The organism is Bradyrhizobium sp. UFLA06-24 (genome assembly GCF_054967145.1).
Window position 1 is genome coordinate 1 of the sequence record NZ_JADFUE010000017.1, and the last position, 15559, is coordinate 15559.

A 15559-nucleotide genomic window follows, 5' to 3' on the forward strand; every position below is an offset into this window, starting at 1 on the left:
TTCCGCGCGCTCGATCTCGACCGGCTGAAGACCACCATGGCGCAGCCCATCATCGTCGACCTGCGCAACATCTACCGGCCCGAAGACATGGCTGCCGCCGGCTTCACCTATGAGAGCGTGGGGCGGTCGCCCCAGGCCTGAGCTTCTGCGGCATGGATCGTCGCCCGCCTCTTCGCGAGGCGGGCGAAATCGTTTTTGATGCGATATGATCCGGTCGCGATGGCCCCGATGGAGACTGCCATGACCGACGACACGCACATGCTCCGCAGTGGTGATCTCACCGCGACCATCAAGGCGCAAGGCGCCGAGATGTGTTCGCTCAAGCACAAGGACGGCACGGAGTTCGTCTGGCAGGCCGGCCCGGCCTGGCCGCGCCATGCGCCTCTGCTATTTCCGATCGTCGGGCGCCTTGCCAAGGACGAGATGCGGCACCTCGGCAAGACCTACCGGATGACCCAGCACGGCTTTGCCCGCGATTGCCGCTTTGCGTGGGCAGAGCGTGGCGAAAGCCGCTGCTCGCTCGTGCTGGAGGACAGCGATGCGACGCGCGCGCTCTACCCGTTCGCGTTTCGGCTGACGGCGGCCTATGTGCTTGAAGATGCGGGGCTCGATCTCTCGCTTCGGGTCGTCAACACCGGCGGCGAGACATTGCCCGTGTCGCTCGGTGGCCATCCCGCTTTCAACTGGCCGATTCAGGGTGGTGTGCCGAAAGAGAGCTACGCTCTGACGTTCACGGACGAGGAGCCCTCGCCGGTTCGGCGTGTCGAAGATGGCCTCCTGCTCGCGGCAACGGATCCGAGCCCAGTCCGAGGCACCGTATTGCCGTTGTCCGAAGCCCTGTTCGCGAGCGATGCCGTCATCCTCGACCCCGTCAACAGCCACGGGGTTCGCTATGCCGCCACAGACGGCACCGGTCCCTGGCTCGAAATGTCCTGGCGCGGCTTTCGCGAACTCGGCGTCTGGTCAAAACCAACAGGCGCGCCGTTCCTCTGCATCGAGCCCTGGCGCGGCTATGCGAGCCCCAAAGGATTCGACGGCGAGTTCAGCGACAAGCCGGGCCTGATGCACATCGCGCCCGGTGCCGAAGAGCAATTGTCGTTTCGGATCGAGGTGGGGACGTCTTAGGTTCCCGCACCGCGGTCGGTGTGAGGTCCTCGCCGATGGTGAGGCGACCCGAATAGGTCTCAGCGCATGCCTGTCGCGGGCGCCACGATGATTGGTTGCGAGGGCGAGCGGCTCGAGCCGGAAGATGTCAGGCGATGCGCCAGATCCAGCGCGTGCCGCTCGACCAGATGCCAGGTCGCGCGCGCGACGAGATAGCTCAGCGCAGCGGTGACGACATAGGCGAGCAGCAGAGACGCGAACCCGTCCACGAACGGCCAGATCTGGCGCAGGCCAAAGATCACCGCGAAATGCGACAGGTACATCGAATAGGAGTTGCGGCCGAGCGCCTCGAGCGGTCGGAAGCGGGCTGCAAGACGGATGCACCAGAACACGCATGCGCCGAGCACGAGGTTGATCACGAGATAGTTGAACTCATGCGAGCCGGTCGCGCGATTGGCGATGAACGAGAGCGCGATGAAGCCGGCCAGGATCGCAGCGTCCGACTTCGCAAAGCCGTCGCGCAAGGCGAAGAACAGCGCGCAGCCGACCAGGAAGACAGGCAGCTGGTTCAGGAAGCTGATGTGCAGCGCGTTCCAGACGAACGCCTCGTGGCCGGGGCCGTAATAGGCCGAGAACAGCGCGAAGGCGAACGGCTTGAACAGGCAGACGTTGACAAGATGCAGCACGATCGCCAGTCCGAGATACAGGCGCCGTCGCGATCCGAACGCTGAAATCACGAGCGGGAAGACGAGATAGAACATCATCTCGGCTGCGATCGACCAGTCGCCCGGCACGACACTGTTGACGCTGTCGGGCCAGAAGCCATGCAAGAACGTCGCGGTCAGGATCACCTGGAGGGGGCCGATCCCGTTGGGCGCATTGTAGCTCGGCCCCGTGCCGTTGATGACGAGATAGACCGGGATCGCGAGCCAGAACAGCGGGGCGATGCGCAGGAAGCGGCGGATGTAGAATTTGCGCGTCGGGTTCGCCTCGGTGCGCTGCGTCCACATCAGGCACATCGTCATGGCGCTGACGAAGTAGAACACGTTGACGCCGGTCCAGCCGCACATGAAGGCGTAATCGACGGCGTGGATGTTTGACGGAAAGGATTGTGAAACATGGATCGCCATCACGCCGACGATGGCAAGGCCGCGCAGAAAGTCGAGGCTGTGCGAACGTCCGAACGGCGTGGCGCCCGTATCGGTTCGTCCGGCAACCAACCGGGCCTGCCCTTGCATCACGCCGCTCCGTGTTCGCGTTTCTCTCGCGCTTGCGATGCAAAAGAATAGAGGCGGCACTGGCCAAACCGAAGCGGAAGCCTTTCTTTACGTTAATCAGGCTTTACGCCGGATGATTCTCGGGGCGATGTGGATCATTGCGGACCGCGTGGTCGGCGAACGGGCGCCGCCAGAGGCCCGCTCGCAGGCTACGACAGCTCACTTCAGCGTCTGAAGATAGGCGATGACGTTAGCCCGATCTGTCGAGTTCGGCAGCCCCTTGAAGAACATCTTGACGCCGTGGACGTCGCCGCGGGGGTCGGCGAGATAGGTGTCGAGCGCCGCCACCGTCCATGGCTGCTTGTTGGCCTTCATGGCGTCAGAATAGGCGAAGTCGGGAACGGCGGCGGGCTTGCGGTCGACGACATTCCAGAGGCTTGGGCCGACCTTGTTCACCCCGATCACCACCGCATGGCAGTTCTCGCAAGTTCGCGCGAAGATGTCCTTGCCCGCGGCCGGATCGCCATCGGCGGCGAAGCCGGGTGAGGTGGTCAACATCGCATTGGCGACGGACAGCATCAGCACGAAGATCAGACGTCCGGTCATCTCAAATCCACTCCCCCGCTGGGACGGCAGGCATGCCTGCAAACCCCCGGCCTGCTTGATCAAACGGCATGCAGCGTGCCCACGCTGCGCGGTGGCGTCTTTGTCCTGTATCAACCGATATCCGGGACCAAAGTACGAGAGCCCATGGATCATCCGATGCGGGATCGGCGTTGATTGTTGACCGGAGTGTGACATCGGTCCGGCCGGGCATGCCGCTTGGCGACGGGCCGGCCGATGGTATGGTGCTCCAGACTGTCGTTTGAAGGCACGGAGAGTTGAAGTGGCAGAAGTCGATCCCGCGGCGGGTAAGCCGGTTGCACCGAGCCTGCTGGCCAATGTTCCAAGGCTGGTGACCGCCTATTTCGCTGGCAGGCCGGATGCATCGGACCCGGCGCAGCGGGTGGCGTTCGGGACCTCGGGCCATCGCGGCACCTCGATCAAGAACAGCTTCAACGAAGGCCATATCCTCGCCACCACGCAGGCCATCTGTGATTACAGGAAAGAGAAGGGGCTGACCGGTCCGCTCTTCATCGGCATCGACACCCATGCGCTGGCCGAGCCGGCGCTCGCCAGCGCGGTCGAGGTGTTCGCTGCAAATGGCGTCGACATCATGATCGACAAGGACGGCGGCTACACGCCGACGCCTGTGATCTCGCACGCGATCCTCACTTACAACAAGGGCCGCGCAAGCGGCCTCGCCGACGGCGTCGTCGTCACGCCCTCGCACAATCCGCCCGAGGATGGCGGCTACAAATACAATCCGCCGCATGGGGGCCCGGCCGATACCGACGTGACCGGTGTGGTCGAAAAGCGCGCCAACGCCTATCTTGCGGACGGCCTCAAGGGCGTGAAGCGCATCGACTATGGCAAGGCGCTGAAATCGTCGAACGTCCACGCCTATGACTACATCACGCCTTATGTTGCCGATCTCGGCAGCGTCGTCGACCTCGATCTGGTCAAATCCGCCGGCGTCAATATCGGCATTGATCCGCTCGGCGGCGCCGCCGTACACTACTGGCATCCGATCATCGAGCGCTACGGCCTCAAGGCCACCGTTGTGAACGAGGCGATCGATCCGACCTTCCGCTTCATGACGGTGGACTGGGACGGCAAGATCCGCATGGACTGCTCCTCGCCTTACGCGATGGCGAGCCTGATCGCGATGCGCGACCGCTTCGACGTCGCCTTTGCCAACGACACCGACGCCGATCGTCACGGCATCGTCACGCGCACCGGCGGGCTGATGAACCCCAACCACTATCTGGCGACCGCGATCTCATATCTGTTCGCGCACCGTCCGAACTGGAGCAGGGATGCCGCGATTGGCAAGACCGTGGTGTCGAGCTCGATCATCGATCGGGTCGCGAAAAAACTCGGCCGAAAGCTGGTAGAGACGCCGGTCGGCTTCAAATGGTTCGTCGATGGCCTCCTCACGGGCAGCTTCGGCTTTGGCGGCGAGGAGAGTGCAGGGGCATCCTTCCTGCGCCGCGACGGCACGGTGTGGACCACCGACAAGGACGGGATCATTCTCGGCCTGCTCGCTGCCGAGATCATGGCCAAGACCGGCCGTGATCCGAGCCAGCTCTTCAATGAATTGACGGCCGAGTTCGGCATGCCGCATTACGCCCGCATCGACGTCGCCGCGACCGGGCCGCAGAAGACCATCTTGAAATCCGTCACGCCGGAGCAACTCGGCTTGAAGGACCTCGCCGGTGACCCGGTCCGTTCGACGCTCAGCAAGGCGCCCGGCAATGGGCAGCCGTTCGGCGGCATCAAGGTCGAGACCGACTTCGGCTGGTTCGCGGCGCGGCCGTCGGGGACGGAGGATGTGTACAAGATCTACGCGGAAAGTTTTCGCAGCACCGATCACCTGAAGAAGATTCAGGAAGAGGCTCAGGCCGGGCTGGGGAAGGTGTTCGGGGCGTAGGGCTCGAGCCGAAGCACCGGGACTGCCTCCAAAGGAGGACTCGCCGCATCAAAAGGTGTCATCACCCGCGAAAGCGGGTGATCCAGTACGCCGCGGCTCCAATTGTGAACCCAATGAGCGTCGCGGAGTACTGGATTCCCCGCTTTCGCGGGGAACGATCCTCAGCTATTCATGTATACATTCGACCGGCAATCGGTATTTAGATACGTCACGAATCCGGCTTGAACAATCCTTTCCTTCCGTTATTGTATACATAACGCATACATGAGCCGCGGGAGATCGCCAGTGACAAAACCCTTTCCCATGAATGCCTGGTACGCCGCGGCCTGGGACGCGGAGGTGAAGCCGGCGCTGTTGCCGCGGACGATCTGCGGCAAGCACATCGTGATGTACCGCAAGGCCGACGGCTCGGTGACCGCGCTGGAGGATGCCTGCTGGCATCGGCTGGTGCCGCTGTCCAAGGGCCGGCTCGAAGGCGACACCGTCGTCTGCGGCTATCACGGCCTGAAATTCAATGCGCAGGGCCGCTGCACCTTCATGCCCTCGCAGGAGACCATCAATCCGTCGGCCTGCGTGCGCGCCTATCCGGTGGTCGAGCGTCATCGTTATATCTGGCTCTGGATGGGCGATCCTGCGCTGGCCGATCCCGCGCTCGTCCCCGACATGCACTGGAACCACGATCCGGCGTGGGCGGGCGACGGCAAGACCATTCACGTCAATTGCGACTATCGCCTCGTGCTCGACAATCTCATGGACCTCACCCACGAAACCTTCGTGCACGGCTCCTCGATCGGCAATGACGCGGTCGCCGAAGCGCCGTTCGACGTGACCCACGGCGAGAAGACCGTGACTGTGACGCGCTGGATGCGCAACATCGAGCCGCCGCCGTTCTGGGCCAAGCAGCTCGGCAAGCCCGGCCCCGTCGACCGCTGGCAGATCATCCGCTTCGAGGCGCCATGCACCATCGCCATCGACGTCGGCGTGGCCCCGGCGGGCACCGGCGCGCCCGAAGGCGACCGCTCGCAGGGCGTCAACGGCTTCGTGCTCAACACCATCACGCCGGAGACCGAGAAGACCTGCCATTATTTCTGGGCATTCGTTCGCAACTACCAGATCGGCGAGCAGCGCATCACCACCGAAATCCGCGAAGGCGTCTCCGGCATCTTCCGCGAGGACGAGCTCATCCTCGAGGCGCAGCAGCGCGCGATGGACGAGAATCCGGATCGCATCTTCTACAATCTCAACATCGACGCCGGCGCGATGTGGACGCGCAGGTTGATCGACAAGATGGTGGCGAAGGAAAACCCGCCGAAGCACCTCCAGGCCGCGGAGTAGGGACATGGCCGAACGTGAGGTCGACCGCTCCGTCTCGCAGACGGTGAAGGCGCAACTGGCGTTGCGCGAACAGATCCTGGATGGCTCCTTGCGTCCGGGCGAACGCATCTCCGAGCTCCAGGCCGTGGAGACGACAGGCGCCTCGCGCACGCCAGTGCGCATGGCGCTGGTGCGGCTGGAGGAGGAGGGGCTGCTGGAAGCGATCCCTTCCGGCGGCTTCATGGTGAAGGCCTTTTCCGAGCGCGACATCTCCGATTCCATCGAGCTGCGCGGTACGCTGGAAGGCCTCGCCGCACGCTTCGCCGCCGAGCGCGGCGTCTCCGCGCGCGACCTCGAGCCGCTGAAGGAGTGCCTCGCTGCCATCGACGAGCTGCTGGACCAGGTGCCGATCTCGATCGAGGCTTTCTCGTCCTACGTTACGCTGAACGCGCGCTTCCACGCGCTGCTCACCGAACTGTCGCGCAGTCCGCCCTTGATCCGGCAGATCGACCGCGCCTCCGCCCTGCCGTTCGCCTCGCCAAGCGGCTTCGTGATGGCGCAATCGGCGCTGCCCGAGGCGCAGCAGATCCTGATCATCGGGCAGGAGCATCACCGTGTCGTGATCGACGCGATCGAGAACCGCGAGGGGGCGCGCGCGGAAGCGGTGATGCGCGAGCATGCGCGGCTCGCGGTGCGCAATTTGCGCCTCGCGCTACGCAACCGCACCCATCTCGACCTCTTGCCGGCGCTCGCGCTGATCAAGACCGCAACCGATTGAGGGCAACGCCATGCGCTTCATCGAAACCTGGATTCCGGCAACGCTGGTGTCGACCCGCGACCTGTCGCCCGGCATCCGTGAATTCCTGATCAAACCCGACCGGTTCGATGGCACAGCCTATCCGGTCGGCAGCCACATCAATGTCAGCGTCACCATCGACGGGCAGCCGGAGACGCGGTCCTATTCGCTGGTCGGCGAAGCCTCGCCGCAAGGCTACCGGATCGCGGTCCGCCGTGCCGAGGATTCCCGCGGCGGCTCGCGTTACATGTGGTCTTTGCAGCCGGGCGCGCGGCTCGACATCACCCGGCCGGCCTCGCTTCTCGCAATGGACTGGGCACGCGACAATTATTGCCTGATCGCCGGCGGCATCGGCATCACCCCGATCCTCGGCGCCGCGCAGGTGCTGGCGCGCCGCGGCGCCAATGTCTCGCTGCACTATGCCGTGCGCAGTCGCGCGGATGCCGCCTATCTCGATGATCTCAATGAGGCGCTCGGCGCGCGCATGGTCGTTCACGCCGGCGATGAAGGCAAGCGGCTCGATCTCGGCGCTTTGTTTGCCTCGCTGCCTGAGGGCACGCTGACGCTGTTCTGCGGCCCGATGGGGATGCTCGATGCCGCGCGCCACGCCTGGATCGGTGCCGGCCATCCGCTGACGGACCTTCGCTACGAGACCTTCGGCTCCAGCGGCACGCTGCCGACCGAAACCTTTCGTGTGCGCCTGAAGGATGCCGGCGTCGAGCTCGAGATCCCGCGCGAGCGTTCGATGCTGGACGTGCTCAACGCCAGCGGCTTCGAGGTGATCTCCGACTGCAAGCGCGGCGAATGCGGCCTCTGCGCCATCGATGTCGTTGCCGTCGACGGCGAGATCGACCATCGCGACGTCTTCTTCAGCGATCACCAGAAGGAGACCAACCAGAAGATCTGCGCCTGCGTCTCCCGCGCACGGGGCACGATCACGGTGGATACGCTGCTGCGCGCGGATGCGGTCTGAACGACCGTAACGGGAGTTATCGCCCGAGCTGCTTCGGGTCGTAGTAAAACCGCTCCTCGATCAGCTCGTCGCCGCGCCAGGTCTGCCAGGCGATCTCCTCCAGCGTGCGCGTGATGCCTTCCGCATTGGTGAAGCTGAAGACCCAGCGTGAGGCGACGTTGTCGCCCTCGATCAGGCTCGGCCCGATGCGCACGGCCCTGACCTCCTTGAACGCGGCCAGCACGCCGCGCTCCTTGGCTGCGAGCTTATCCCGTCCGACCGTCGGTACGGCGTTGTTCTCGTACGTAGCGGCGTCAGGCGTATAGAATCGTTCGATCGCGCCGACGAAATCTCCGGCTTCCAGGTGCCTCGCAAACGCTTCGACGATGTCACGACTTGGCATGGCGGACCTCACGATTAAAACCGACTGTTGGTCGGTAAATACCGACTGATGGTCGAAAAGTCAACTGGTCGCTCGCGCCGAATTGGATTAGACGGAAGCCATGGCAAAACAGGCGGAACGGCGGGCGGCGACATCGGAGGCGATCCTGACGGCGGCGCGCCGGCTGTTCGGAACCCAGGGCTTTGCCGCCTCCACCATGGACGAGATCGCCGAAGGCGCCGGCATCGCCAAGGGCGCGGTCTATCATCACTTCAAGACCAAGGAGGCGGTGTTCGAAGCCGTGTTCGATTCCGTCTCGCGCGATCTCGTTGCCGAGATCGACAGCGCCGCGCGCACCGAGAAGGACGTACTGGCCGCGATGGTCGCCGGCACGCAGCATTACTTTGCCGCGACCGCCAAGGGGCCGACCGGCCGGATCATCCTGCGCGACGGACCGGCGGTGCTCGGCTGGGAGCGCTGGCGCGAGATCGACGCCAGGCACTTTGGCGGCAAGATGCCGCGCGCGCTTTCGATAGCCATGGAGGCCGGCCTGATCGCCAAGCAGCCGGTCGAGCCGCTGGCGCGCTTGCTGCTCGGCGCGGTGACGGAGGCCGCGGTGGCCTGCGCCGGGCGCGCTGATATCGCAAGGGCGGGCGCGGAATATGCCCGTGCGTTCAAGTCGCTGGTCGAAGCCCTGCGCCTGCGCGCATGATTGTGCTAGTCACAGACCGGAAACGCCCACGACCCAACAAGAAGAACAGCCGCGCATGACCGCAACCTCCTCCCTCACGCCTGATGATCCCGAGTTCGACTACGTCATCGTCGGCGCCGGCTCGGCCGGCTGCGTGCTCGCCAACCGCCTGTCGGCGGGCGGCAAGCACAGCGTGCTGCTGCTCGAGGCCGGCCCGAAGGATTCCAACATCTGGATCCACGTGCCGCTCGGCTACGGCAAGCTGTTCAAGGAGAAGACCGTCAACTGGATGTACCAGACCGAGCCGGAGCCCGAGCTGAAGGGACGGCAAGTGTTCCAGCCGCGCGGCAAGACGCTGGGCGGATCGAGCTCGATCAACGGCCTGCTTTACGTGCGCGGTCAGCACGAGGATTACGATCGCTGGCGCCAGCGCGGCAATGCCGGCTGGGGCTATGACGACGTGCTGCCCTATTTCAAGAAGGCCGAGAACCAGGCCCGCGGCGCCGACCAATATCACGGCACCGGCGGGCCGCTGCCGGTCTCCAACATGGTGGTGACCGATCCGCTGTCGAAGGCCTTCATCGATGCCGCCGTCGAGACCGGCTTGCCCTACAATCCCGATTTCAACGGCGCCACGCAGGAGGGCGTCGGCCTGTTCCAGACCACGACGCGCAACGGCCGCCGCGCCTCGACGGCGGTGGCCTATCTCGGCCCCGCGAAGACACGCAGCAATCTCAAGATCGAGACCGGGGCGCTCGGCCAGCGCGTGCTGTTCGAGGGGCGCCGCGCGGTTGGCGTCGCGTACCGCCAGGGCGCAATCGTGCGCCGCGTGCGGGCACGGAAGGAGGTCGTGCTGTCGAGCGGCGCCTACAACTCGCCGCAGCTGTTGCAGCTCTCCGGCGTTGGCCCCGCCGACCTCTTGCGCAAGCACGGCATCGACGTGGTGCTGGATGCACAAGGCGTCGGCCACGATCTCCAGGACCACATGCAGGTCCGCATCGTGATGCGCTGCTCGCAGAGGATCACGCTGAACGACACCGTCAATCATCCGCTGCGCCGTACGCTCGCCGGCGCGCGCTATGCGCTGTTCCGGAAAGGCTGGCTGACGATCGCCGCCGGCACCGCGGGCGCGTTCTTCAAGACCAATCCGCGGCTGGCGTCACCCGACATCCAGGTCCACTTCCTGCCGTTCTCGACCGACAAGATGGGCGAACGGCTGCATGACTTCTCCGGCTTCACCGCCTCGGTCTGCCAGCTCCGCCCCGAGAGCCGCGGCTCCCTGCGCATCCGGAGCGCGGACCCGACCGTGCCGCCGGAGATCCGGATCAACTACATGTCCACCGAGACCGACCGCACCACCAATGTCGAAGGCATCAAGATCCTGCGCAGGATCCTGAATGCGCCGGCGCTGAAGCCGTTCGTGGCCGGCGAATACGATCCCGGCGCGAAGGTATCGACGGACGCCGAGATCCTGGATTATTGCCGCGACCGTGGCAGCACCATCTATCATCCGACCTCGACCTGTCGTATGGGCAACGACGCGCTCGCGGTGGTGGACCAGCGGCTGAAGGTGAGGGGGCTCGACGGCCTTCGTGTCGTCGACGGCTCCGTCATGCCGGACCTCGTCTCGGGGAACACCAACGCGCCGATCATCATGATCGCCGAAAAGGCCTCCGACATGATATTGGAGGATGCGCGGTAAAGCATGATCCGGACCCGGAGGGCCGCGTTAGCGCAAAGTGCGAAGCGGTTTTCCGACAAGATCGTGCTCAACAAAGCGGCGCGCGTTTCGAAAAGGACTCTCGACTTGGCACCACGATTCAAGATCGGCACCCGCAAGAGCGCGATGGCGCTGGCCCAGACGGAAGAGATTGCGCGCCGCCTGACATCAGCGGTATCAGGTCTCGACGTCGAGATCGTCAAGTTCGACACCACGGGGGATCTCGACCAGACCAGCAAGCTGTTGCCCCATGGCGGCAAGGGCGGCGCCTTCGTGGCGCAGATCCGCGCCGCGGTGATTGCGGGCGAACTGCAGGCGGCGATGCATTCGCTGAAGGACATGCCTGGGAATGAGGACACGCCCGGCCTGGTCATCGGCGCGACCCTGTCGCGCGATCCGCCCAGCGATGCACTGGTGCTGCGCGAAGGCGTCACGCTGGAGGCGCTGCGCCAGTCGAAGGGCAAGGGTTTCAAGATCGGCACCAACGCGGTGCGACGCGCCGCCTACGCGCGGCGGTTGTTTCCGGATGTCGAGGTGATCCACTTCCGCGGCGCCGCCGACACGCGGGTGCGCAAGCTGGACAATCGCGAGATGCAGCGCCTGCCGGATGGCGGCGCGGTGGGTCCCGCGGACGCGCTGATCATGGCGCGCTCGGGTCTCGATCGCGTCGGGCTCGCCAGCCGCATCGCCTACGAATTCACCGCGACGGAGATGCTGCCAGCGGCAGGGCAGGGCATCGTCGCGGTCGAATGCGCCGCGCAGGATTGGCAAACACGAAAGATCCTGTCGTCGATCGACGATCCCACGGCGCATGCCTGCGCCGATGCCGAGCGCGAGGTGCTGTGGGTGCTCAACGGCCACTGCAATTCGCCCGTGGCCGGTTTCTCGACCATCTCGGGCGATCAGATGTCGCTCACCGCCTCCGTGCTCGACCTGTCCGGCAACACCATCATCGAAGCTTCGCGCGCAGGTCCCGCCGATCGCCCGCGCGAGCTCGGCCGTGCCGTGGGACTGGATCTGCTCGGCAAGGGCGCCGCCGAGATCATTGAGCGCAGCCGGCCGCGCTAAAGCAGGATCCGGACCCGGAGGGCCGCGTTAGCGCAAAGTGCGCGGCGGTTTTCCGAAAAGATCATGCGCAAACAACAAGCCCACGAGACGAACGGTCTGAGCCCGCGCGCCGCTCAAATCGATGACCCTACCCCTCCTGTGGGCGCCGGCGTTTCACGCTGCTGACTTGAAGCGCAAATTGGCGCGCGAGAGTTGGCCGAGCGAGGTGCATCCCATCAGCTTCATGTCGCGCTCGAGCTCGGCCCGCAACAGGCCGAGCGCCCGCTCGACCCCGGGCTGTCCGGCCGCTGCCAGCGGATAGAGATAGGATCGCCCAAGGCCGACAGCCTTGGCGCCGAGCGAGAGCGCCTTGAGGATGTGGGTTCCGCGCTGAATGCCGCCATCCATCATCACGTCGATGCGATCGCCGACGGCGTCGACGATCTCCGCGAGCTGATCGAACGCCGAGCGGGAGCCGTCGAGCTGCCGGCCGCCATGGTTCGACAGGACGATCCCGGCGCAGCCGATCTCGACCGCGCGGCGCGCATCGGCGGGCGACATGATCCCCTTCAGGCAGAACGGGCCGTTCCAGCTTCGCACCATCTCGGCGACGTCGTCCCAATTCATCGACGGATCCAGCATCTCGGTGAAATAGCGGCCGATCGACACCGCGCCGCCGCTCATGTCGACATGCTCTTCGAGCTGCGGCAGCCTGAACCTCTCGTGCGTCACATACTGGATGCCCCATTGCGGCTTGATCACGAACTGGAGCATGCCGGCGAGCGTCAGACGGAAGGGGATGCTGAATCCTGTCCTTAAGTCGCGCTCGCGGTTTCCGCCGGTGATGCTGTCCACCGTCAGCATCATCACCTCGACGCCGGCGTCCTTTGCGCGCTGCATCATCGCACGATTGAGGCCGCGATCCCTGTGGAAATAGAACTGATAGATCTGCGGCGTATCATGGGCCTTGCGCAGCTCCTCGAGGCTGACCGTGCCGAGCGAGGAGACGCCGAACATGGTGCCGTAGCGCGCCGCCGCCGCGGCGACGGCGCGCTCGCCCCGATGATGAAACAGGCGCTGTAGGGCCGTCGGCGAGCAATAGAACGGCAGCGCAAGCTTCTGACCCATGACGGTGACGGAGAGGTCGACCTCCTGCACGCCGCGCAGCACGTTCGGCACGAGGTCGCATTGCTCGAAGCTCGCCGTGTTGCGGCGGTGGGTGACCTCATCGTCCGCCCCACCGTCGATGTAGTCGAAGATCGGCCCCGGCAGCCGGTGACGCGCCAGCCGACGGAAGTCATGAAAATTGTGACACTGTGACAAGCGCATCGCGGTCTCCGTTCAGGGCACGAGCAGTTTGAGCGGCCAGAGATAGGCCTGGCCCAGCACCAGGATGCCGACGAGAACGACGAGCGCGAAGCTGTGGAAGAAGACGAAGCGCAGGATCGTGCCCTCGTGGCCGTACCATTTGGTCGCCGTGGACGCGACCACGATGCTCTGCGCATCGATCATCTTGCCCATGACGCCGCCGGAGCTGTTGGCGGCGGCCATCAGCACCGGGCTCACGCCGATCTGTTCGGCGCTGATGCGCTGGAGTCCCCCGAACAGCACATTCGAGGACGTGTCCGACCCCGTCAGCGCAACGCCGAGCCAGCCGATCAGCGCGCCGAAGAACGGATAGAGCGTTCCGGTCTTGGCGAAGGCGAGCCCGAGCGTGGCATCCGTGCCGGAGTAGCGGGTGACGAAACCGAGCGCCAGCATGCAGGCGATGGTCGCGAGCGAATAGCGTGTCAGATAGAGCGTGCGCGCATACATCCGGATCAGGCTGAACGGGCCGTAGCCGACCAAGAGGCCCGAGATGATCGCCGACAGCAGGATGCCGGTGCCGGCCGCCGAGAGCAGATTGAGCACATAGACCGCCCCCTCCGCGACCGGCTTGGCGACGACGGGCGGCGCCTTCTGCACCAGGTTGTGCAGCCCGAGGACGGGAAACTTGGCGACCCAGATGCCGTCGAGCCAGGTCTTCACCTGCGGCGTGCCCCAGGCGAAGACGAAGGCCGAGAAGATCAGCCAGGGCGTCCATGCCTTGGCGACCGCCGCCTTCGTGCTCTTGCCGGCGGGAGCTTCGTCCGACAGGGGGGCGCCATAGCGCGCCGGCATCTCCTTCATCACATGCATCGGCCGCCATATCCGCAGGAACAGCGCGAGGCTTGCCATGGACACCACCGCGGCGATCACGTCGACCAGCCACGGGCCATGGAAGTTCGACACCAGATATTGCGGAACGGCGAACGAGACGCCGGCCACCAGGATCGCCGGCCAGATCTCGAGCATCCGGCGGAAGCCGACGAAGGCCCAGATCAGCCAGAACGGCAACAGCAGCGAGAAGAACGGCAGCTGCCGCCCAATCATTCCGCTCAGTTGCTGGAGATCGAGCCCGGTCACCGCGCTGAGCGCGATCACGGGCGTGCCGAGCGCGCCATAGGCGACCGGCGCGGTATTGGCGATCAGCGACAGGCCGGATGCGGCGAGCGGTGAAAAGCCAAGTGCGATGAGCATTGCGGCGGTGACCGCAACCGGCGTGCCGAACCCGGCGGCGCCTTCGAAGAACGCACCCAACGAAAACGCGATGAAGAGCAGCTGCAGGCGGCGATCGTCACTGATCGAGGAGACCGAACGCTGCAGCACCGCGAACTCGCCCTTCTCGTTCAGAAGCTGATAGAGGAAGATGATGTTGATGATGATCCAGCCGATCGGCAGCAGCCCGAAGCCTGCGCCGTAGATCGCGGCCATTCCGGCCATGCCCGCCGGCATGCCGAACCCGAACACGGCAACGCCGAGTGCGGTGGCGAGGCCGATGGCCGCCGCCCAATGCGCCTTGATCTCGAAGATCGCAATCGCGCTGAGCAGCACGATGACAGGCAGCGCCGCCGCGGCGGTCGAGAGCCATGGGTTGTTGAAGGGATCGTAAACCTGCGTCCACGCCACGAAAATCTCCTCACGTTGTCCTCATCCGCCGCCGCGCTGGTTCACGGTCTTGGGCATCTATATTGTCCGATGCGTAATATGGTAAAATTGTTTTACCAAAATTGGAGCAACGTCGTCCGGACCCCGAAAATCGCGGAAGCGATGGCCGACCACATCGAGAAGCTGATCCTCGAGGGCGTGTTGCGGCCCGGAGAAAAGCTCGCGGCCGAGCGGGATCTCGCCGAAAAGCTGGAGATCTCGCGGCCCTCGCTGCGCGAGGCGCTGCAAATCCTCGAAAGGCGCGGGCTGCTCGCGACCACCCGCTCGGGGACGTTCGTCGCCCAGTTCCACAATGTGGTGTTGCTCCACGTCATGCGCGCGCTTGCCGACCTGTTGCGGAACAACATCTTCTACAGCCGCGCGCAGCTCTATTTGCGCGAGGGCGTCCGCGACCAGCTGCTGGAGCAACATCTCGCGCTAGCCGATGCGGTGATCGCAGGCAAGACCAAGGAAGCCGAAGCGGCGGCGGCCGAGCACATCCGTTTCACCTTCGAGACCGTCGAAGAGATCAGGCGCGACGATATCAGGCTCGAAACGTCGCTCAGCCGGGTCAATCGCAGCGACTTCCTCGCGTGATGAGGCTGCACGGGCAGCGGCAAGCGCGCCGATGATGCTGCCGCAAACGCCAGGCCGCCGCCAACGAACGGAGTGGTTGTAGCGGGTGGCGTACGGACCAAATATGTCGGGCAGATCACGCCAAGGGGCTCCAGAGGGCGAGACCAGAACATGCCATTGAGGACAGGATGGTCGTTCACCCGAGGAATGCCACGCGTCTT

The 15559-nt window shown here is 64.9% G+C and carries 14 protein-coding genes and 2 pseudogenes; 10 read left to right on the top strand and 6 right to left on the bottom strand.

Annotated elements, in window-relative coordinates:
* A pseudogene (locus tag IF809_RS15880) lies at positions 1-141 on the top strand (UDP binding domain-containing protein); the annotation flags it as partial.
* Between the two features lie 99 nt (positions 142-240).
* Complete coding sequence (locus tag IF809_RS15885; protein ID WP_462837976.1) at positions 241-1125, top strand: aldose 1-epimerase family protein; 885 nt, start codon at positions 241-243, stop codon at positions 1123-1125.
* A gap of 59 nt (positions 1126-1184) precedes the next feature.
* On the opposite strand, the gene IF809_RS15890 is transcribed toward IF809_RS15885, so the two are convergent.
* Positions 1185-2342 carry an acyltransferase family protein gene (locus IF809_RS15890; protein WP_462837977.1) on the bottom strand — a complete coding sequence of 386 codons (1158 nt, stop codon included), beginning with the start codon at positions 2340-2342 and terminating at the stop codon, positions 1185-1187.
* Positions 2343-2540: 198 nt separating this feature from the next.
* Positions 2541-2927, bottom strand: coding sequence for a c-type cytochrome (locus IF809_RS15895; protein WP_128967958.1), 387 nt, complete (start codon positions 2925-2927; stop codon positions 2541-2543).
* A gap of 280 nt (positions 2928-3207) precedes the next feature.
* Between IF809_RS15895 and pgm the strand changes: the two genes are divergently transcribed.
* The 4 genes from pgm (at position 3208) to IF809_RS15915 (ending at position 7937) form a co-directional block, all read left to right on the top strand.
* Entirely contained in the window at positions 3208-4854 is a 1647-nt protein-coding gene (gene pgm, locus IF809_RS15900; protein ID WP_462837978.1) for a phosphoglucomutase (alpha-D-glucose-1,6-bisphosphate-dependent), read from the top strand.
* 285 nt (positions 4855-5139) lie between these two features.
* Positions 5140-6189 carry an aromatic ring-hydroxylating dioxygenase subunit alpha gene (locus IF809_RS15905; RefSeq protein WP_164938841.1) on the top strand — a complete coding sequence of 350 codons (1050 nt, stop codon included), beginning with the start codon at positions 5140-5142 and terminating at the stop codon, positions 6187-6189.
* Positions 6190-6193: 4 nt separating this feature from the next.
* Positions 6194-6946, top strand: a complete 753-nt coding sequence (locus tag IF809_RS15910; RefSeq protein WP_128967956.1) for a GntR family transcriptional regulator — start codon at positions 6194-6196, stop codon at positions 6944-6946.
* Between the two features lie 10 nt (positions 6947-6956).
* On the top strand, positions 6957-7937 hold the full coding sequence (locus IF809_RS15915; RefSeq protein ID WP_462837979.1) for a PDR/VanB family oxidoreductase: 981 nt from the start codon (positions 6957-6959) through the stop codon (positions 7935-7937).
* Between the two features lie 16 nt (positions 7938-7953).
* On the opposite strand, the gene IF809_RS15920 is transcribed toward IF809_RS15915, so the two are convergent.
* A complete protein-coding gene (locus IF809_RS15920; RefSeq protein WP_453980211.1) occupies positions 7954-8319 on the bottom strand; it encodes a nuclear transport factor 2 family protein in 366 nt (121 codons plus the stop codon).
* A 100-nt stretch (positions 8320-8419) separates the two neighbouring features.
* On the opposite strand from IF809_RS15920, the gene IF809_RS15925 reads away from it, so the two are divergent.
* The 3 genes from IF809_RS15925 to hemC all read left to right on the top strand — a co-directional run bounded on the left by IF809_RS15925 (position 8420) and on the right by hemC (position 11777).
* On the top strand, positions 8420-9010 hold the full coding sequence (locus IF809_RS15925) for a TetR/AcrR family transcriptional regulator (protein ID WP_462837980.1): 591 nt from the start codon (positions 8420-8422) through the stop codon (positions 9008-9010).
* Positions 9011-9065: 55 nt separating this feature from the next.
* The gene (locus tag IF809_RS15930) at positions 9066-10691 is read left to right on the top strand and encodes a GMC family oxidoreductase (protein ID WP_462837981.1); all 1626 of its coding nucleotides are present in this window, start codon (positions 9066-9068) and stop codon (positions 10689-10691) included.
* Positions 10692-10796: 105 nt separating this feature from the next.
* On the top strand, positions 10797-11777 hold the full coding sequence (gene hemC, locus IF809_RS15935; RefSeq protein WP_462837982.1) for a hydroxymethylbilane synthase: 981 nt from the start codon (positions 10797-10799) through the stop codon (positions 11775-11777).
* A 153-nt stretch (positions 11778-11930) separates the two neighbouring features.
* On the opposite strand, the gene IF809_RS15940 is transcribed toward hemC, so the two are convergent.
* Positions 11931-13085, bottom strand: coding sequence for an alpha-hydroxy acid oxidase (locus IF809_RS15940; RefSeq protein WP_462837983.1), 1155 nt, complete (start codon positions 13083-13085; stop codon positions 11931-11933).
* Between the two features lie 12 nt (positions 13086-13097).
* On the bottom strand, positions 13098-14744 hold the full coding sequence (locus IF809_RS15945; protein WP_462837984.1) for an L-lactate permease: 1647 nt from the start codon (positions 14742-14744) through the stop codon (positions 13098-13100).
* A gap of 141 nt (positions 14745-14885) precedes the next feature.
* Here IF809_RS15945 and IF809_RS15950 point away from each other — a divergent pair, with 141 nt between their 5' ends.
* Entirely contained in the window at positions 14886-15359 is a 474-nt protein-coding gene (locus IF809_RS15950; protein ID WP_462837985.1) for a GntR family transcriptional regulator, read from the top strand.
* Here the strand turns inward: IF809_RS15950 and IF809_RS15955 are convergent.
* Positions 15360-15559, bottom strand: a pseudogene (locus IF809_RS15955) (transposase); the annotation flags it as partial.

Bases quoted from the DNA above. Each gene is read 5' to 3' on its own strand.
- IF809_RS15885 (WP_462837976.1), top strand. From the start codon at position 241: ATGACCGACGACACGCACATGCTCCGCAGTGGTGATCTCACCGCGACC.
- IF809_RS15890 (WP_462837977.1), bottom strand. From the start codon at position 2,342: ATGCAAGGGCAGGCCCGGTTGGTTGCCGGACGAACCGATACGGGCGCC.
- IF809_RS15895 (WP_128967958.1), bottom strand. From the start codon at position 2,927: ATGACCGGACGTCTGATCTTCGTGCTGATGCTGTCCGTCGCCAATGCG.
- IF809_RS15910 (WP_128967956.1), top strand. From the start codon at position 6,194: ATGGCCGAACGTGAGGTCGACCGCTCCGTCTCGCAGACGGTGAAGGCG.
- IF809_RS15915 (WP_462837979.1), top strand. From the start codon at position 6,957: ATGCGCTTCATCGAAACCTGGATTCCGGCAACGCTGGTGTCGACCCGC.
- IF809_RS15920 (WP_453980211.1), bottom strand. From the start codon at position 8,319: ATGCCAAGTCGTGACATCGTCGAAGCGTTTGCGAGGCACCTGGAAGCC.
- IF809_RS15925 (WP_462837980.1), top strand. From the start codon at position 8,420: ATGGCAAAACAGGCGGAACGGCGGGCGGCGACATCGGAGGCGATCCTG.
- IF809_RS15930 (WP_462837981.1), top strand. From the start codon at position 9,066: ATGACCGCAACCTCCTCCCTCACGCCTGATGATCCCGAGTTCGACTAC.
- IF809_RS15940 (WP_462837983.1), bottom strand. From the start codon at position 13,085: ATGCGCTTGTCACAGTGTCACAATTTTCATGACTTCCGTCGGCTGGCG.
- IF809_RS15950 (WP_462837985.1), top strand. From the start codon at position 14,886: ATGGCCGACCACATCGAGAAGCTGATCCTCGAGGGCGTGTTGCGGCCC.